The 14849-nt window shown below is 39.5% G+C and carries 18 protein-coding genes; all 18 read right to left on the reverse strand.

Annotated features, from left to right (window positions below):
• Positions 1-29 precede the first annotated feature (29 nt).
• A complete protein-coding gene (gene flhB / locus CEQ83_RS20185; RefSeq protein WP_155017483.1) occupies positions 30-1112 on the reverse strand; it encodes a flagellar biosynthesis protein FlhB in 1083 nt (360 codons plus the stop codon).
• 2 nt (positions 1113-1114) lie between these two features.
• On the reverse strand, positions 1115-1891 hold the full coding sequence (gene fliR, locus CEQ83_RS20190; protein ID WP_028411419.1) for a flagellar biosynthetic protein FliR: 777 nt from the start codon (positions 1889-1891) through the stop codon (positions 1115-1117).
• 2 nt (positions 1892-1893) lie between these two features.
• Complete coding sequence (fliQ, locus tag CEQ83_RS20195) at positions 1894-2163, reverse strand: flagellar biosynthesis protein FliQ (RefSeq protein ID WP_016765390.1); 270 nt, start codon at positions 2161-2163, stop codon at positions 1894-1896.
• A 10-nt stretch (positions 2164-2173) separates the two neighbouring features.
• The gene (fliP, locus tag CEQ83_RS20200) at positions 2174-2842 is read right to left on the reverse strand and encodes a flagellar type III secretion system pore protein FliP (RefSeq protein WP_028411420.1); all 669 of its coding nucleotides are present in this window, start codon (positions 2840-2842) and stop codon (positions 2174-2176) included.
• Entirely contained in the window at positions 2835-3476 is a 642-nt protein-coding gene (locus tag CEQ83_RS20205; RefSeq protein WP_028411421.1) for a flagellar biosynthetic protein FliO, read from the reverse strand. Before CEQ83_RS20205 ends, fliP begins: the two co-directional genes overlap by 8 nt.
• Before the next feature lie 63 nt (positions 3477-3539).
• The gene (locus CEQ83_RS20210; RefSeq protein ID WP_033579786.1) at positions 3540-3902 is read right to left on the reverse strand and encodes a response regulator; all 363 of its coding nucleotides are present in this window, start codon (positions 3900-3902) and stop codon (positions 3540-3542) included.
• Positions 3903-3923: 21 nt separating this feature from the next.
• Positions 3924-5054, reverse strand: coding sequence for a flagellar motor switch phosphatase FliY (gene fliY / locus CEQ83_RS20215; protein ID WP_258524416.1), 1131 nt, complete (start codon positions 5052-5054; stop codon positions 3924-3926).
• Positions 5044-6045: a flagellar motor switch protein FliM gene (gene fliM, locus CEQ83_RS20220; RefSeq protein ID WP_034265235.1), complete on the reverse strand. Its 1002-nt coding sequence runs from the start codon at positions 6043-6045 to the stop codon at positions 5044-5046. Before fliM ends, fliY begins: the two co-directional genes overlap by 11 nt.
• Positions 6046-6065: 20 nt before the next feature.
• Positions 6066-6497 (reverse strand): flagellar basal body-associated protein FliL, encoded by a 432-nt coding sequence (fliL, locus tag CEQ83_RS20225; protein ID WP_033579784.1) that lies wholly within the window; start codon positions 6495-6497, stop codon positions 6066-6068.
• A 3-nt stretch (positions 6498-6500) separates the two neighbouring features.
• A complete protein-coding gene (locus CEQ83_RS20230) occupies positions 6501-6710 on the reverse strand; it encodes a flagellar FlbD family protein (RefSeq protein ID WP_025750317.1) in 210 nt (69 codons plus the stop codon).
• A 35-nt stretch (positions 6711-6745) separates the two neighbouring features.
• Positions 6746-7570 carry a flagellar basal body rod protein FlgG gene (gene flgG / locus CEQ83_RS20235; RefSeq protein ID WP_014458441.1) on the reverse strand — a complete coding sequence of 275 codons (825 nt, stop codon included), beginning with the start codon at positions 7568-7570 and terminating at the stop codon, positions 6746-6748.
• A 25-nt stretch (positions 7571-7595) separates the two neighbouring features.
• On the reverse strand, positions 7596-8024 hold the full coding sequence (gene flgD / locus CEQ83_RS20240; protein WP_048019847.1) for a flagellar hook assembly protein FlgD: 429 nt from the start codon (positions 8022-8024) through the stop codon (positions 7596-7598).
• Between the two features lie 9 nt (positions 8025-8033).
• On the reverse strand, positions 8034-10652 hold the full coding sequence (locus CEQ83_RS20245) for a flagellar hook-length control protein FliK (protein ID WP_155017484.1): 2619 nt from the start codon (positions 10650-10652) through the stop codon (positions 8034-8036).
• A gap of 17 nt (positions 10653-10669) precedes the next feature.
• A complete protein-coding gene (locus tag CEQ83_RS20250) occupies positions 10670-11302 on the reverse strand; it encodes a MotE family protein (protein ID WP_033579781.1) in 633 nt (210 codons plus the stop codon).
• A 9-nt stretch (positions 11303-11311) separates the two neighbouring features.
• Entirely contained in the window at positions 11312-11755 is a 444-nt protein-coding gene (gene fliJ, locus CEQ83_RS20255; RefSeq protein WP_028411429.1) for a flagellar export protein FliJ, read from the reverse strand.
• A 2-nt stretch (positions 11756-11757) separates the two neighbouring features.
• Complete coding sequence (gene fliI, locus CEQ83_RS20260) at positions 11758-13071, reverse strand: flagellar protein export ATPase FliI (RefSeq protein WP_108674307.1); 1314 nt, start codon at positions 13069-13071, stop codon at positions 11758-11760.
• Positions 13046-13834 (reverse strand): flagellar assembly protein FliH, encoded by a 789-nt coding sequence (gene fliH / locus CEQ83_RS20265; RefSeq protein ID WP_063248580.1) that lies wholly within the window; start codon positions 13832-13834, stop codon positions 13046-13048. Before fliH ends, fliI begins: the two co-directional genes overlap by 26 nt.
• Positions 13827-14846: a flagellar motor switch protein FliG gene (gene fliG, locus CEQ83_RS20270; RefSeq protein ID WP_025750326.1), complete on the reverse strand. Its 1020-nt coding sequence runs from the start codon at positions 14844-14846 to the stop codon at positions 13827-13829. Before fliG ends, fliH begins: the two co-directional genes overlap by 8 nt.
• Positions 14847-14849: the final 3 nt, after the last annotated feature.

Raw genomic sequence — 14849 nt, forward strand, 5'->3', positions numbered from 1 at the left:
AATTTTTCTCTCCTTACAATAGCGTAACGTTACATTTTATTTTGAATGCGGTATACGTAAGCTAATATTTCAGCCACCGCTTTAAAAAACTCTTCTGGAACCGCATCCCCTACTTTGGTTTGATCAAAAAGCGCTCTTGCCAGCGGGCGGTTCTCTACCATGATAATTTCATGACTTTTGGCAATTCCTTTGATCTTTTGAGCAATAAAATCCACGCCGCTGGCTACAACATAGGGAGCATCCATTTTTTCTTCATCATATTTTAAAGCAATGGCATAATGAGTAGGGTTTGTAATGACGACATCTGCTTTTGAAACTTCTTGCATCATGCGAGACATTGCCATTTCACGCTGCTTTTGCTTTATTTTTGATTTGATTAGAGGATCTCCTTCAATGTTTTTATGCTCATCTTTGATATCTTGCTTTGACATTCGAATATTTTTCTCGAAATCAAACTTTTGGTACAAATAATCAAGCAGCGATAAAAATAAAAGCATAAGCGAAGCTGCAAGTCCCATTTGAAAAACAAGCTTAGACAGAACAACCAGCGAGTCCCCTATACTTTTTTGAGATAAATTTAATACATCTTCTATGTGAATCCATAAGATAAAAAACGTGACGGCTCCGATACACATAATTTTCAGCGTTGACTTGATTAGTTCTACCAGCGCTCTCATGGCAAAAATTCGTTTGGCTCCGCTAATAGGGTTAATCTTTTCTAACTTAGGCTGAAGGGACTCCGTGGAAAAAAGAATGCCAACCTGCATATAATTCGCTCCGAGCGCAGCAACAAAAGCTGCGAGCATGACAGGACCCGCTGCAAGAGCAATTGAAGGAAGAAGATGCTTAAACATCGTAAATACGCGCTCTGCCGTCACTTCCTCAAGCATATACGTTTGAAAAGCTTCTCTTAACAGCTTCATCATTTGCTGTAAAAATTGTTTGGCTCCAAACAAAAAATAAAGAAAAACCATTAAAAGAATGAGCGCAGTGGTAACGTCTTGACTTTTAGCTACCTGTCCTTTTTTTCGAGAGTCCTGCTTTTTTTTAGGTGTAGCTTTTTCCGTTTTTTCTCCTGCAAAAAATTGCAAATCAACTTTTACTAAAAACAAAGCTACACCCCTCCTAATATGCGGATCATCGCGCGCATCGCTTCTATCATTTGTTCAAATATGATTTGCATCATATAAAACATGCTCCCCATCACTACAATTAGTAAAATAAAAGCAACGATGATTTTCACCGGAAATCCAACTACGAAAATATTTAACTGCGGAACCGTTCTCGCGACGATGCCAAGCGCGATATCGACTAAAAATAATGAACCAACCAAAGGCAAAGACATTTGAACGGCTACTAAAAACATCGATGAAAAAACAGTTATGATGTGTGTAGCAAATGCTTGGCTTCCCACAGGGAAAGCTACTTTGTCTAACGGAATAATTAAATAACTATTATAAATGCCATCTATTAATAAATGATGCCCATTGGTCGATAATAAAAATAGAAGAGCAAATACATATAAATATTGACCTAGTATCGGACTTTGCGCCCCTGTCTGCGGGTCTATTACATTGGCAATGGCAAACCCAATTTGAAAATCGATGAGACCTCCGGCGATTTGAATAGCCATAATAAATACATACGCAGTCAAACCAATAAACAACCCAACAGCACATTCTTTTACTACTAAAAGTACAAACTGTGCATCTAACGAAACGACGGGTAAATCAATCGTTGTCGCAATAATGACGGATAGCGAGGCAGATAAACCTACCTTATGAACTGCGGGAATCGTTTTGTATGAAAATAGCGGAACAGTGATAAAAAAAGACGTTACCCGCACTAGTACTAGTAAAAACGCGGGATAGGATAAGATCAACTGACTCATAGCTATCCTACGTACCGATACAGATTTGAAAAAATTTCATATGTAAATGAAATCATTTTTGATAACATCCACGGACCAAAAAATACAATCCCTACTAAGACCGCTACAATCTTAGGAACAAAAGCAAGAGTTTGCTCTTGAATTTGGGTAGTTGCTTGAAAAATACTAATAATGAGCCCAACTACAAGGGCCAGCAGTAATAGAGGACCAGATACAATTAAAATTGTATACACGCCTTTTTCTGCTAACGAAATGACAAATTCTCCATTCATTGTCTATCACCTATTGAAAACTTATTAATAATGATTTAACAACTAAATTCCAGCCGTCAACCAGTACAAATAGTAAAATTTTAAATGGGAGCGAAATCATAACGGGAGGAAGCATCATCATTCCCATAGACATCAGCACGCTTGCTATAATCATATCGATAATGAGAAAAGGAATAAAAATCATAAATCCAATTTGAAATGCCGTCTTTAGCTCACTGATCGCATAAGCTGGAACGAGCGCAGTTAAGGGAATATCTTGAACAGAGGATGGTTTATCTATATCCGCATATTCTAAAAAAAGAGCTAAATCTTTTTGTCTTGTATGAGCACTCATAAATTCTTTCATTGGTTCAGCTGCTTTTTTATAGGCTTGATTCAACGTGATTTTTTCTTTTAAAAGCGGCTGAAGCGCCTGTTCATTTACCTGAGAAAAAGTTGGTGCCATAATAAAAAATGTTAAAAACAGCGATAAACCAACTAATACTTGATTAGGAGGCATTTGCTGTGTCCCAAGCGACGTACGTACAAATGAAAGCACAATGACAATTCGTGTAAAGCAGGTCATCATGATTAAAATTCCAGGAGCTACTGAAAACACCGTCAGCAGCAACAAAAGCTGGACAGAAGTTGAAATATTTGTAGGACTGCTCGAGTTAAAGAGATTCATCACTTCATTCATCGTTCTTTTTGTTCCTTTCTAACTCTTTCAGTGCGTTTTGTCTTTTTATTTTCATTTCATTCATTTCTCGCTGAAAAAGCTGCTGAAAAGAATGACTAGATTTCTCTTCTTTTTTAGAAGTGAATTTTTCTAAAAAAGACGGTAGTACGACTTTATATTCGCCCTCGTTTTTCTGTTGTTCCTCATACTGCGTAAGCAGCTGCTGTTTCTCTTGCCCTGTAATTTCTGAAAGAAGCTGCACATTTTCACCGACTCCAATAACAAAAAGCTGATTTCCAACTTTGACTACTTGTACAGACTTGCTGCTTCCAACATTTGTACCACCCAAGTTTTGTACGACTTTATTTTTTTGTAGCAGCCTTCCTTTTTTATTTACAAATTTTAAGAGCGCAAAAAGCAGCCCAATTACAAGTAAAAACGCGAATATCATCTTCACGATATCTCCAGCTGAAAGCGCAGGCGTCGCCTGGAGTTCAGTTTTTTCTTTTGAATCAGTACTCTCACTCTCTGAACACTTCTCCGTTTTCTCCAAACATTCTTTTACCGATGCAGATCCACTTTCTGCATAGACGATTTGATTTGATCCTGCTAATACGCTTATTAACAGCGCAACAATTACGAACTTTCGCAGCAATGTCTGCCACCTCTTACTTCAACATAGTGTAAGATTAGCGGGAAACTCCCGCCAATCTGTTGTTCATCCAATTGCTTTTGAAATTGCCTCTAATACACGATCTGCTTGAAACGGCTTAACGATAAAATCTTTTGCCCCTGCTTGAATGGCATCAATCACCATTGCCTGCTGTCCCATCGCTGAACACATGATCACCTTGGCATCACTTTTTATGTTTTTAATTTCTTTTAAGGCCGTAATTCCATCCATTTCAGGCATCGTAATATCCATTGTGACAAGATCTGGTGCATGCTCTTTAAATAACTCCACAGCCTGCTGGCCATCTGCCGCTTCCGCTACTACTTCATATCCATTTTTCGTTAAAATATCTTTAATCATCATGCGCATGAATGCAGCATCATCTACAATTAAAATTCGGTTTCCCATCTCTACTCCTCCTAAAAATCATTACTTTAGTTTGTTAATACGGTCTCTTTGACTAATAATATCAGTTACGCGAACGCCAAAATTCTCGTCAATGACGACCACTTCACCTTTTGCAATTAATTTGCTATTAATCAAGATATCTACCGGTTCGCCTGCTAGTTTATCAAGTTCAATGATTGCACCAGAAGATAATGCTAAAATCTCTTGAACCGTTCGCTTAGTCCTTCCAAGCTCCACGGTAACTTGAAGCGGGATATCAAGCAGCATGTCTAAATTTCGTGAATCCCCTTGAGGAGAAGACACGTGCTCGAACTCTGAAAACGATGCGGGCTGAACATCAACTGGTACACGAACAGGTTCTGCCTGCTGTGTTTCTTCATGCTGTATGTATTCAGCTGCCGGCGGTTCTGTTTGCTTTTCGTTAAGGTCTGATTCTTTTTCAATAGAAGCTGCGGTACCTTCTGCGCTTGGAACTAAGAGCTCTTCCACCAAACTTTTGGCAAAAGATATCGATAACAGCTGCATAATATTCGAATCGATTAATGTGCCTACCTTCAAATTAAAAGAGACTTTTACAAAGACGTCATCTTGGGGAATCAGCTCTGTGCCTTCCCCTTTTTGAATATTTAAAATATCTAAGCTCGGCGGAGAGATATCAATTTTCTTTTGAAATACCGTAGACATAGACGTCGCTGCAGAACCCATCATTTGATTCATCGCTTCCTGCACTGCACTCAGCTTAATTTCATCCATGATTTCCGTTGGATTCTCTCCCGTTCCACCAAGCATCAAATCTGAAATAACAGCTGCATCTTCATGTTTAATAACTAACAAATTCGTACCAGAAAAGCCTTCTGTGTACTGAACTTGCACAGCGACATGAGGATTTGGAAATTCATCCGTCAGCTCTTCTTTATACACGAGCGATACAAACGGTGTGGTAATATCGACTTTTTGATTCAATAAAGCCGACAGCGCTGTTGCTGAACTGCCAAACGAAATATTTCCAATTTCGCCAAGCGCGTCTTTTTCCATTTCCGTAAAGTAATCGTCTACTTGACTTGACTTATTCGGCTCTGAAAACTCGTCAAGTGAAGAAGTTCCTTTTAACAACGCATCAATTTCATCTTGCGAAAGCATGTCATCGTTCATTCCTTTCGTTCCTCCTCTTAACATCATCTAGAATTTGCACAGCGACTTTCCGACTGACTTTTCCAGGCTGTGCAATAAATTTAGGTTGTTCTCCGACGTAAATAGTTAACGGATTATGAACGCTTGTTTGCAGTCGAATAACATCTCCCTCATCTAATGCTAGGAAATCTTCAATGGAAATATCCGCTTTTCCTAGCTCGGCTACAACCTGCAATTCCGCATCATTGATTTGTTCCTTTAGCTGCTCAACCTCTTGTACGTTAGGTTCTTTTTTCGAAGATTGCATCCAGTAATGAACGGACAGTTTGGACACAATCGGCTCAAGCGTCACGTGCGGAATACATAGATTGATCATGCCCGTTTCATCTCCAATTTGTACGTTTAATGAAATGACGATGACAATTTCATTTGGTGAAATTACCTGCAAAAACTGAGGATTCACTTCAAACTCTGATGTTTCAGGTTCAATTTCCGCAATAGAACTCCAAGCTTCTCTCATACTGTCTAACGTTTTCTCTAACAAGTTTCGAACCAAGCTCGTTTCAATCTCCGTTAAGTTACTAATTTTCCCACCGCTCTCGCCTTGTCCCCCGAGCAAGCGGTCAAGCATCGCATAGGCAATGTTCGGATTGACTTCCATAATGATATGCCCTTCTAAAGGAGGGACGGCTATCACGTTTAAGATGGTTACTTTCGGAACAGAGCGAATGAACTCCTCATACGGAATTTGATCCACTGATACAACGGACACTTGTACAACGTTACGAAGCTGCGCCGAAAAGACGTTAATTAACATGCGCGCATAATTTTCATGAATTCGCGTCAAACTGCGAATCTGATCTTTCGAAAAACGCAGGGCGCGTTTAAAATCATATGTACGAATACGCTGTTTTTTATTTTCCTTTTTTAACTCATCCGCATCCATCTCTCCGGTTGATAACGCGGATAATAGGGCATCAATTTCATTTTGTGATAATACATCCCCAGCCACTAGCTTCCCTCCCTTTTTCTTTACTGCAACACTTTAGACGTTGTATAAATTTTAACAACATGTCCGTTTTCCATTAATTGATCAATTTGCTTTGCAATATCTGTTTCTAACGTACTGAGCCCTTGCGTTCCTTCAAAATCTTGAGCACTCATATCGGAGAGCCGTTTGATAATAATGTCTCTTACTTGAAAGTCTCTTTTTTGAAGCTCTGCTGCCGCTTTTTTACTATCCATTTGAATTTTAAAGGAGATGCTGATGTAGTTATTGCTTTTTAAATTGGTTTTAATATCCGTTACATCTACAGAAGCTTTAATCACATCGTCGATAGATGGACCTTTTTCAGTACCTGCCTGCTCCGTATACTTTAACGTCACAATAACCGCAATGCTTCCTATTAAAGTAAGAGAAAGCAGGATAATAATCATCTTACTAATTAGCTTATTTTTGAACACACTTTATTCCTCCGTCGTTTGCTGCAGTCCTAATACGTTAATTCGCTGATAATAACTCGTCACTTTCTCATTCACTTCTTCAACTGAATCCTTTACCACTAGCTTTTTGTTATTTGTTAGCGTAATAGTTGTATCGGGAAATGCCTCAACCTGCTCGATGTAAAGAGCATTTAACGTAAATGTTTTGCCGTTTAGCCTCGTTAAAGTGATCATAATCAACCGGAGTAATACCTACTCCTTCCTCCCGCCTATCGTTTTAGATTCACTAATTCTTGCAGTATTTCATCGGATGTTGTGATAATTCTTGTATTCGCTTGAAATCCGCGCTGTGCAACAATCATGTCCGTGAATTCCTCCGATAAATCAACGTTGGACATTTCAAGGGCGCTTGAGACGAGCGTTCCTGTACCGCTATTTCCAGGAGTAATGTTTGCAGGAGTTGTAACTAGCCCCGCATTTGGAGTATCTGCAAACAAGTTTCCTCCTACTTTTTGAAGTCCTTCATTGTTAGCAAACTTCGCAAGTTTAATAGTACCTGCAACTCTCGATACACCAGTATTGTCTATATAATTCACTGAGCCATCCGAGCCAATTCCATAGCTTTGACTATTTGGAGGAATAACGATTTTCTGATTGGTCGAACTTTGCAAATAAAGGCCACTCCCTGTTACCAAGGCTCCATTTCTATCTAAATAAAAGTTTCCCGCCCTCGTATACATGGGGTTTGTGACCGTTCCATTGTTTTGTGTACCACTATTTCCGACAATAAAATACCCATCCCCAGAAATAGCTAAATCAAGCGGCCGTCCCGTTGACTGAATGCTCCCTGCCGTTTGAACTGTATCAACCGTGCCAATTTGTGAACCTAACCCAACTTGTTTAGCGTTAACACCTCCACGGTTAGCTCCCGGTGCCGTCGCTCCTGCTACTTGCTGACTTACTAAATCTTGAAACGTTGTACGTCCTTTTTTATAGCCGTATGTATTAACATTGGCAATGTTATTTCCTAGGACATCTAATTTAGTTTGAAAATTTTTCATGCCGCTGATTCCTGAATACATCGAACGTAACATAAAATCACTCCTTAAATTTGGTTGGTTAACTGCTTACTTCTAAGATATCGTTTAGCGAAAGTACCGTATGATTTTCATCGTTGATCGTAAACGATACCTCATTGTTTTTGACGGATGCTGTTGAAATGACTCCTTGCTTTTTATTTCCTTCTTCATCTAACCATGCAGCGGTTTTACCAATTAATTCGCTTCCTTTTAAAATAGGAGAAGCCTGAGACTGCGTTACAAACGTATTGAGCGATGTGCTCATATTTGTCATTTGTTCAAGAGATGAAAACTGAGCCATTTGAGCAATAAAGTCTTTGTCTTCCATTGGATTCATTGGATCTTGATTTTGAAGCTGAGCAATCAAAAGCTTCAAAAAGTCATCTTTGCCAAGCGAGCTGTTTCCCGTTTGCTTCACTTGTGTGTCCCTATTGCTTAGATACAAGTCAGACGTAATTTCATTTGTCATTGTTATCACCTATACGTTGTAGTTAATAAGCGCTGCTTCAAAAGAAGACAAAAATGAAGCCCCTTCTTCCAAGTGTTGTGAATCTTGATCTTCCTCTTCGTTTCTAAACAGCTCTTTTTCCTGTCTTTCTTTTTGCTGATCGTTTTCATTGTTATACGACATCGCTTGTTCTGACAGCAGCACATCGATTTTATCAATTGATACATGCTGAGACGCGAGACCATGCCGCAAAGTTGAAAGATTGGAGTCCAATAACTCTTTTGTTTTTACTGACGATACGACAATTCGCGCAACCGTTTCGCTGTCTTTCTGAAGCATTTCAATTGAAATGGCACCTAGCTGTTTGGGAAATAACTTAATGAGAAGCTTGGATGTTCCCTCTTCAGTACTAAACGAAGCTTTACTCCATATTTTCTCAAGCTCGTTTACCAAATTGCTAGACTGCTGATAGTCTGATTTTGCTTGCCCTAGATAAATAGAGAACTGCTGAAGCTTAGGCATTTCTCCACTTCCAAAGGATGATGCCTGATTCTCTACTGGCGCCCCGGTTGTGTGTGTACCTGCCGGACTTTCGCTATTTTCCAAAAAGCTATTGGTATCTATACTTCCGCTGGGTACAACCACATCTTTTTTCCATGGAAGCTGATTAAAAAACGGTACTTTTTCTTCTTTAGGAAAAGCAGTCATATTTTTCACAGAACTTTCTGAAGCTGTATGAACAGCGTCCATATCCACTTGATCAACCAATACATGCTGAGACCCGAGAGCCTGCCGTAAACTGAAAAGGTTGGCATTTAACAGCTCTTTTGTTTTTGCCGACGTTACCACAACCTGCGCAATCGTTTCATCGTCTTGTTGAAGTACTTCAATTGATATTGTCCCTAGCTGATTTGGAAATAGCTGAATGGAAAGCTTGGACGCCCCCTCTTCAGATCCAACTGAAGCTTTACTCCATATTTTTTGCAGCTCGTTTACCAGATCGCTAGACTGTTCATAATCTGATTTCGCTTTCCCTAAATCAATAGAAAACTGCGGCCTTTTTTCTTCTTTACCAAAAGCAGTCATATCTGTTACTGAACTTTTTGGAGCTGCTTGAACAGTAGCCACATCCACTTCATCAACGGATACATGCTGAGACGTGAGAGCTTGTCGTAAACTGAAAAGGTTGGCATTTAACAGCTCTTTTGTTTTCGCTGACGATACAGCTACTTGTGCAACCGTTTCATTGTCTTGTTGAAACACTTCAATTGAAATCGGCCCTAGCTGCTTTGGAAATAACTGAATGGAAAGCTTGGATGCTCCTTCTTCAATACTGATGGAAGCTTCACTCCATATTTTTTCCAGATTATTCACCAAATCCCTAGACTGCTGATAGTCTGATTTTACTTGGCTTAAATCAATAGAAAACTGCGGCTCTTTTTCTTCTTTACCAAAAGCATTCATCTCTGTTACAGAACTTTCTGGAGCTGCTTGAACGCCCGCCGCATCCACTTGATCAACCGCTACGCGTTGAGACGCAAGAGCTTGTCGTAAACTGAAAAGGTTGGCATCTAACAGCTCTTTTGTTTTCGCTGACGTTACCACAACCTGCGCAATTGTTTCATTGTCTTGTTGAAGCACTTCAATTGAAATCGTCCCTAGCTGCTCTGGAAACAATTTAATGGAAAGCTTGGATGCTCCTTCTTCAGTACTGATCGAAGCTTTACTCCATATTTTTTGCAGCTCATTTACCAGATCGTCAGACTGTTGATGATCAGAGTTTGCTTGCCCTAGATCAATAGAAAACTCTTGGATCTTAAGCATTTCTCCAGCTCCAAAAGCTGATGGGTTATTTTTTAACGTCAACCCGGCTGTTTTAGCAGTGAAAGAACTTTCACTATCTATACTTGGGTTACCTAAAACCACATCTTTTTTCCATGGAAGCTGATTAAATAGCGGCCCTTTTTCTTCTTTACGAACAGCGCTCATATCTTTTAGAGAATTTTTTGAAGTTGAATGAACAACGGCGAAAAAACCAGCTGAGCGCTTTTCATGTAAGGTATCGGTTAATACACGTGGTTGTTTATGAATTTTCTCTATTTTTTCAACAGCAGCTTTCCGCAAGCCTTGAAGCTGCGAATCTGAAAGCTTCACTGACTGTAGCTGCGGTTTTTGTAGTTTTTCCATCAGCTGAGCAAACTCTGTTTGAAACGCAGACGACGTGTTTTTGCATATAGTCAACAAGCTAGAAATAGAAGACAAATATTGTTCTTGACTGTCTGTTTTAGATGAAACAGGTTCGTGCTGCATTTCTGTTAACACGTGCTGCAGCTTTAGAAGCGGCTGTTCCAAATCTAGACTACTTGGAATACTACTGATCATTTCGGCTAGATGTTCGTATAAGACAGACGGTTCATCTCCTTCATATTCTGCTTCGCTTAACTGAATCGCAATTAACCCGACCGCGTTAAAGACGTCTTGATTTATCGCTTGTTCATTCAATGATTTCTCCCGGCTCGCTAAAGGTTGCGCATTTAGCTGCTGAAGCTGTTGAACGATTTCTTCAAAAAAACCCTGAGTCTGAATAACAGCCGCTTTTTCATCGCAGTTTACCTTTGATGCAGCTGCTGGACGTAGTGAAATTTCCACTGTTTTCACCTCTGCTTTTATTCATCAATCTGATCTGTTAACAATGTCGTATAGCGTGCAGCTACTTTCGGATCCATTTTTTCTAAGATTGCCGTTCTTGTACTTGCTTTGAACTGCTTAAGCATCGCGACCGCTTTGTCTTCTTTTAATTCGGCAAAAATGAGCGCTGCATTTTTAGGAGACATGTTTTCATAGGTAGCAATGACATCTTTTTTCGCCAGCTGATTGTTCTTTTGTTTTTTCGCTTCGTCATCGGCTTTTTCTTCCATATCACGCATTTCAATTTTTAGTTCATCCATTTGACGATCTTTTGTACTGATCGTTTTCTCATAGGCTGAAATTTGCTTTTCTTTCGTGCTCAGCTTCTTTTGAAGGCTCTCAACCTGCTTTTGTATTTCTTCATTGCTTTCTTGAATATTTTCATTTTTTTGTGACTGCTCACTTGATACAAATGGAATGGCGTGTGTAACAGCAGAAACCTTATCATTTATATTGACGCCTAAAAGTGTCAGGACAATGTAAGCTGCCAAGATGAGGAACACCGCTGGAATAAAGATTAAAAATAAAAACACCTGGCTTTTACTGTAAGATTTCCCATCTTCATAGTTTTCTTCTTCGTACTCTTCTCTTAATTCTTTTCGTTTAGCCATGTTTTTCACCTAATTTCTATGCAGCATGTACTGCTGTAAAGACAGCTCATCCATTTGCTTCGCTTCTAATTGTTTTTCCGCTGTTATATAAGAATCGTAGTCTTTCTTTTTTAATTTTTCATACTTCTTTACTTCTATATTCTTTTCTTCTAGCTTCAGTTTCTTTAAGTTCATTTGCTGTCTGGCAAACATGACCTCTTGTTGCAGCCTTTCAATCACTCGTTCGGCACTTGTTAAAAACTGCTGAAATGATGTAATTTCTAAAATAGAAAGCCCCTGCTTCATTTTGCCCGTATGCTGTTCAATCAGCGTTTCTTTTTCTTTTAACTTTTTATAAAGCTTTTCACCCGCTGTTTCAAACTGCTGTAAGGACTGATTATATTGAGATAGCAGTTCATCTTTTTCATTTGACTTAATTGCCATTATTTTAGATAACCTAAATTCATATGCCATATTTACTCACCTTTCACAAACAGTTCACAGAGCTTTGTTACACTTGTTTCAAACGATGGATGTTCGTTCGTTTTTTGCTTTAAAAACGCCTCAATGACAGGATGATAGTGGATTGCCTCATCAATGTAAGCAGAAGATCCTCTTTTGTAGGCACCTATGTTAATTAAGTCTTCAGAATTAGCGTAGGTAGCCATTAATGAACGCAGTTTTTCAGCTGCTTCTTTATGCCGTTCACTTACGATATGGTTCATCACGCGACTAACGCTTTTTAAGACATTGATGGCCGGATATTGACCTTTATTGGCAAGCTCCCTGTCTAGTACAATATGTCCGTCTATAATGCCTCGCACCGTATCCGAAATAGGTTCGTTCATATCATCACCGTCTACTAATACAGTGTAAAAAGCGGTAATAGATCCATGTGGATTAGTCCCTGTACGTTCAAGCAGCCTTGGCAAGCTAGCAAAAACAGATGGTGTATAACCTTTGGTAGTCGGAGGTTCACCTACGGCTAATCCAATTTCTCTCTGAGCCATTGCTACACGGGTAACAGAATCCATCATCATCATGACGCTCAGCCCCTCATCTCGAAAGTATTCAGCAATAGAAGTAGCTGTATATGCTGCTTTCATTCGAAGTAGAGCAGGCTGATCCGAGGTAGCAACTACTACAACGGAGCGCTTTAACCCTTCCTCTCCAAGATCTCGTTCAATAAATTCTCTAACTTCTCTTCCTCGCTCGCCTACAAGGGCAATGACATTGATATCTGCTTTTGTATTACGAGCAATCATCCCGAGCAGCGTACTTTTCCCAACACCGCTTCCTGCAAAAATACCTATGCGCTGCCCTCGGCCTACGGTTAACAAACTATCAATCGTCCGTACACCTACTTCAATAGGCTGTTCAATAGGCGGGCGCTCTAAAGGATTAGGGGGGTCTTGATCGGTTAAAACAAAAGGCAAATAATGAGAAAGTTCAGACCCATCTAAAGGGTTGCCTAACGAATCAAGCACTTGACCTATTAACTCTTTCCCCACGCTTACCTGCAGAGGTTTTTCTGTTGTTTCCACTAGGCAGCCAGGTCCGATATATCGAACAGACGTATAAGGCATTAAAACGACGTGCTCACCGTTAAAACCAACAACTTCTGCACGAATTTTATCTCCTCGTTCACTGAGATGAATAAAACAAACATCTCCTATTGACGTTCTAGGTCCTTTAGATTCAATCATCATTCCTACTACTCGGCTGACTTTCCCGTACCGTTTAAAAGAAGATGTGCGCGGGATTTCATGAATGAGTTGTGCGACTTTCATGTTTACTCCCCTCTAACAAACGTTCTTTTAATTTTTTCTTCATTTCCATTAACTGACTATCAAAAGAAGCAACAAGACGCCCATAAGAGGAATCGATGACACAATCCATTTCCTGAAGATTTTCATCTGCATAAATAAACAGCCCGGTTTCTCCGTTTAATAAATCGAACAGTTCTCGTTTATGTTCACATACATATGCATATTTTTTGGGAGAAACAAAAAGCTGGATTTCTTTATGTTCTCTAACTTCTTTTAAAGACCTTGCAACAAGTGATAAAAATGATTCATCTCTTTGAAGCTGCTCATTTAAAAGCGTTTCTGCTAGGGTGAAACCTAATTCAAAAATGACTTCTTCAGATTGATTTATATATTCGTAGTACTGATTCTTTGTTTCGTCAACAATGTTTCGCGACATGGCTAATACATGTTCGTACTCTTGTTTCCCTTGAAGCAGCCCTTCTTCGTACCCTTCTTCATAGCCGCGTTTTTTTTCTTGTTGAAACAGCAGCACCTTCTCTTCTTCCCACTGCTTTTTCAAATGTTCAACTTCGTTTTGAGCTTGTTTGCGGTAAGCGTCTGCCTCGGCCTTTATCATTTCAGCTTCACTATGCGCTTGTTCAATAACGTGCTGTGCATTTTCTTGCTGAAGATGTTCTTCTGTCGGCTCATCTTGTATCGGAAAACCAAATGGAATGACTTGAATGTGCTTAGCATTTTCGTCTGAAAGTTTGTTCGTATAAGTTGATTTAATGATATTAGACAATAATATCGTCTCCTCCACCTCGAGCTAGTACAATTTCACCAGCATCTTCTAAACGTCTAATTGCAGCAACGATACGTGACTGGGCTTCCTCTACATCTTTCAAACGCACAGGGCCCATAAATTCCATTTCTTCTTTAAACGTTTCCACCATACGGCTAGACATATTTTTAAAAATAATAGATTTCACTTCTTCACTTGCTACTTTTAAGCTCAACAATAAATCATCATTTTCTACATCTCGTATCACACGCTGAATAGAACGGTTATCGAGCGTTACGATATCCTCAAATACAAACATTCGCTGTTTGATTTCTTCTGCTAATGCCGGATCTTGAATTTCAAGCGTATCAATAATAATTTTTTCAGTCGCTCGGTCCACTCCATTTAATACTTCAACTACTGCTTCTAAACCACCTGTTTGGGTATAATCTTGGGTAACGGTAGCTGAAAGCTTTCTCTCTAAAATTTGCTCCACTTCATTAATGACTTCCGGAGACGTACTTCCCATCGTTGCAATCCGCCTTGCAATATCCGCTTGCCTTTCCTGAGGCAGTGATGATAAGATTTGTCCTGCCTGCGGCGGTTCTAAGTAAGATAAAATAAGGGCAATCGTCTGAGGATGCTCATGCTGAATAAAATTTAACAGCTGCATAGGATCAGCTTTTCTGGCAAAGTCAAACGGACGAACTTGCAAAGAAGAAGTTAATCGATTGATAATCATCATAGCCTGCTCTGGTCCAAGTGCTTTTTCTAACACCTGTTTCGCATAGCTTACTCCTCCTTTTTCAAGGTAGTTTTGAGCAAGCGTTATTTGTTCAAACTCATGAAGCACAGCTTCTTTTAGGGACGGCTCTACCTTTCTCACTGAAGAAATTTCAAGCGTTAGTTGCTCAATTTCATCTTCACTGAGATGTTTATAGATAGAAGCTGATACATCCGGACCGAGAGAAATCAACAAAATTGCTGCTTTTTGCTTTCCAGTTAACTCATTTTTTTGCATAGCCTTTACCATTAG

Source organism: Priestia megaterium (genome assembly GCF_009497655.1).
Taxonomy (GTDB): domain Bacteria; phylum Bacillota; class Bacilli; order Bacillales; family Bacillaceae_H; genus Priestia; species Priestia zanthoxyli.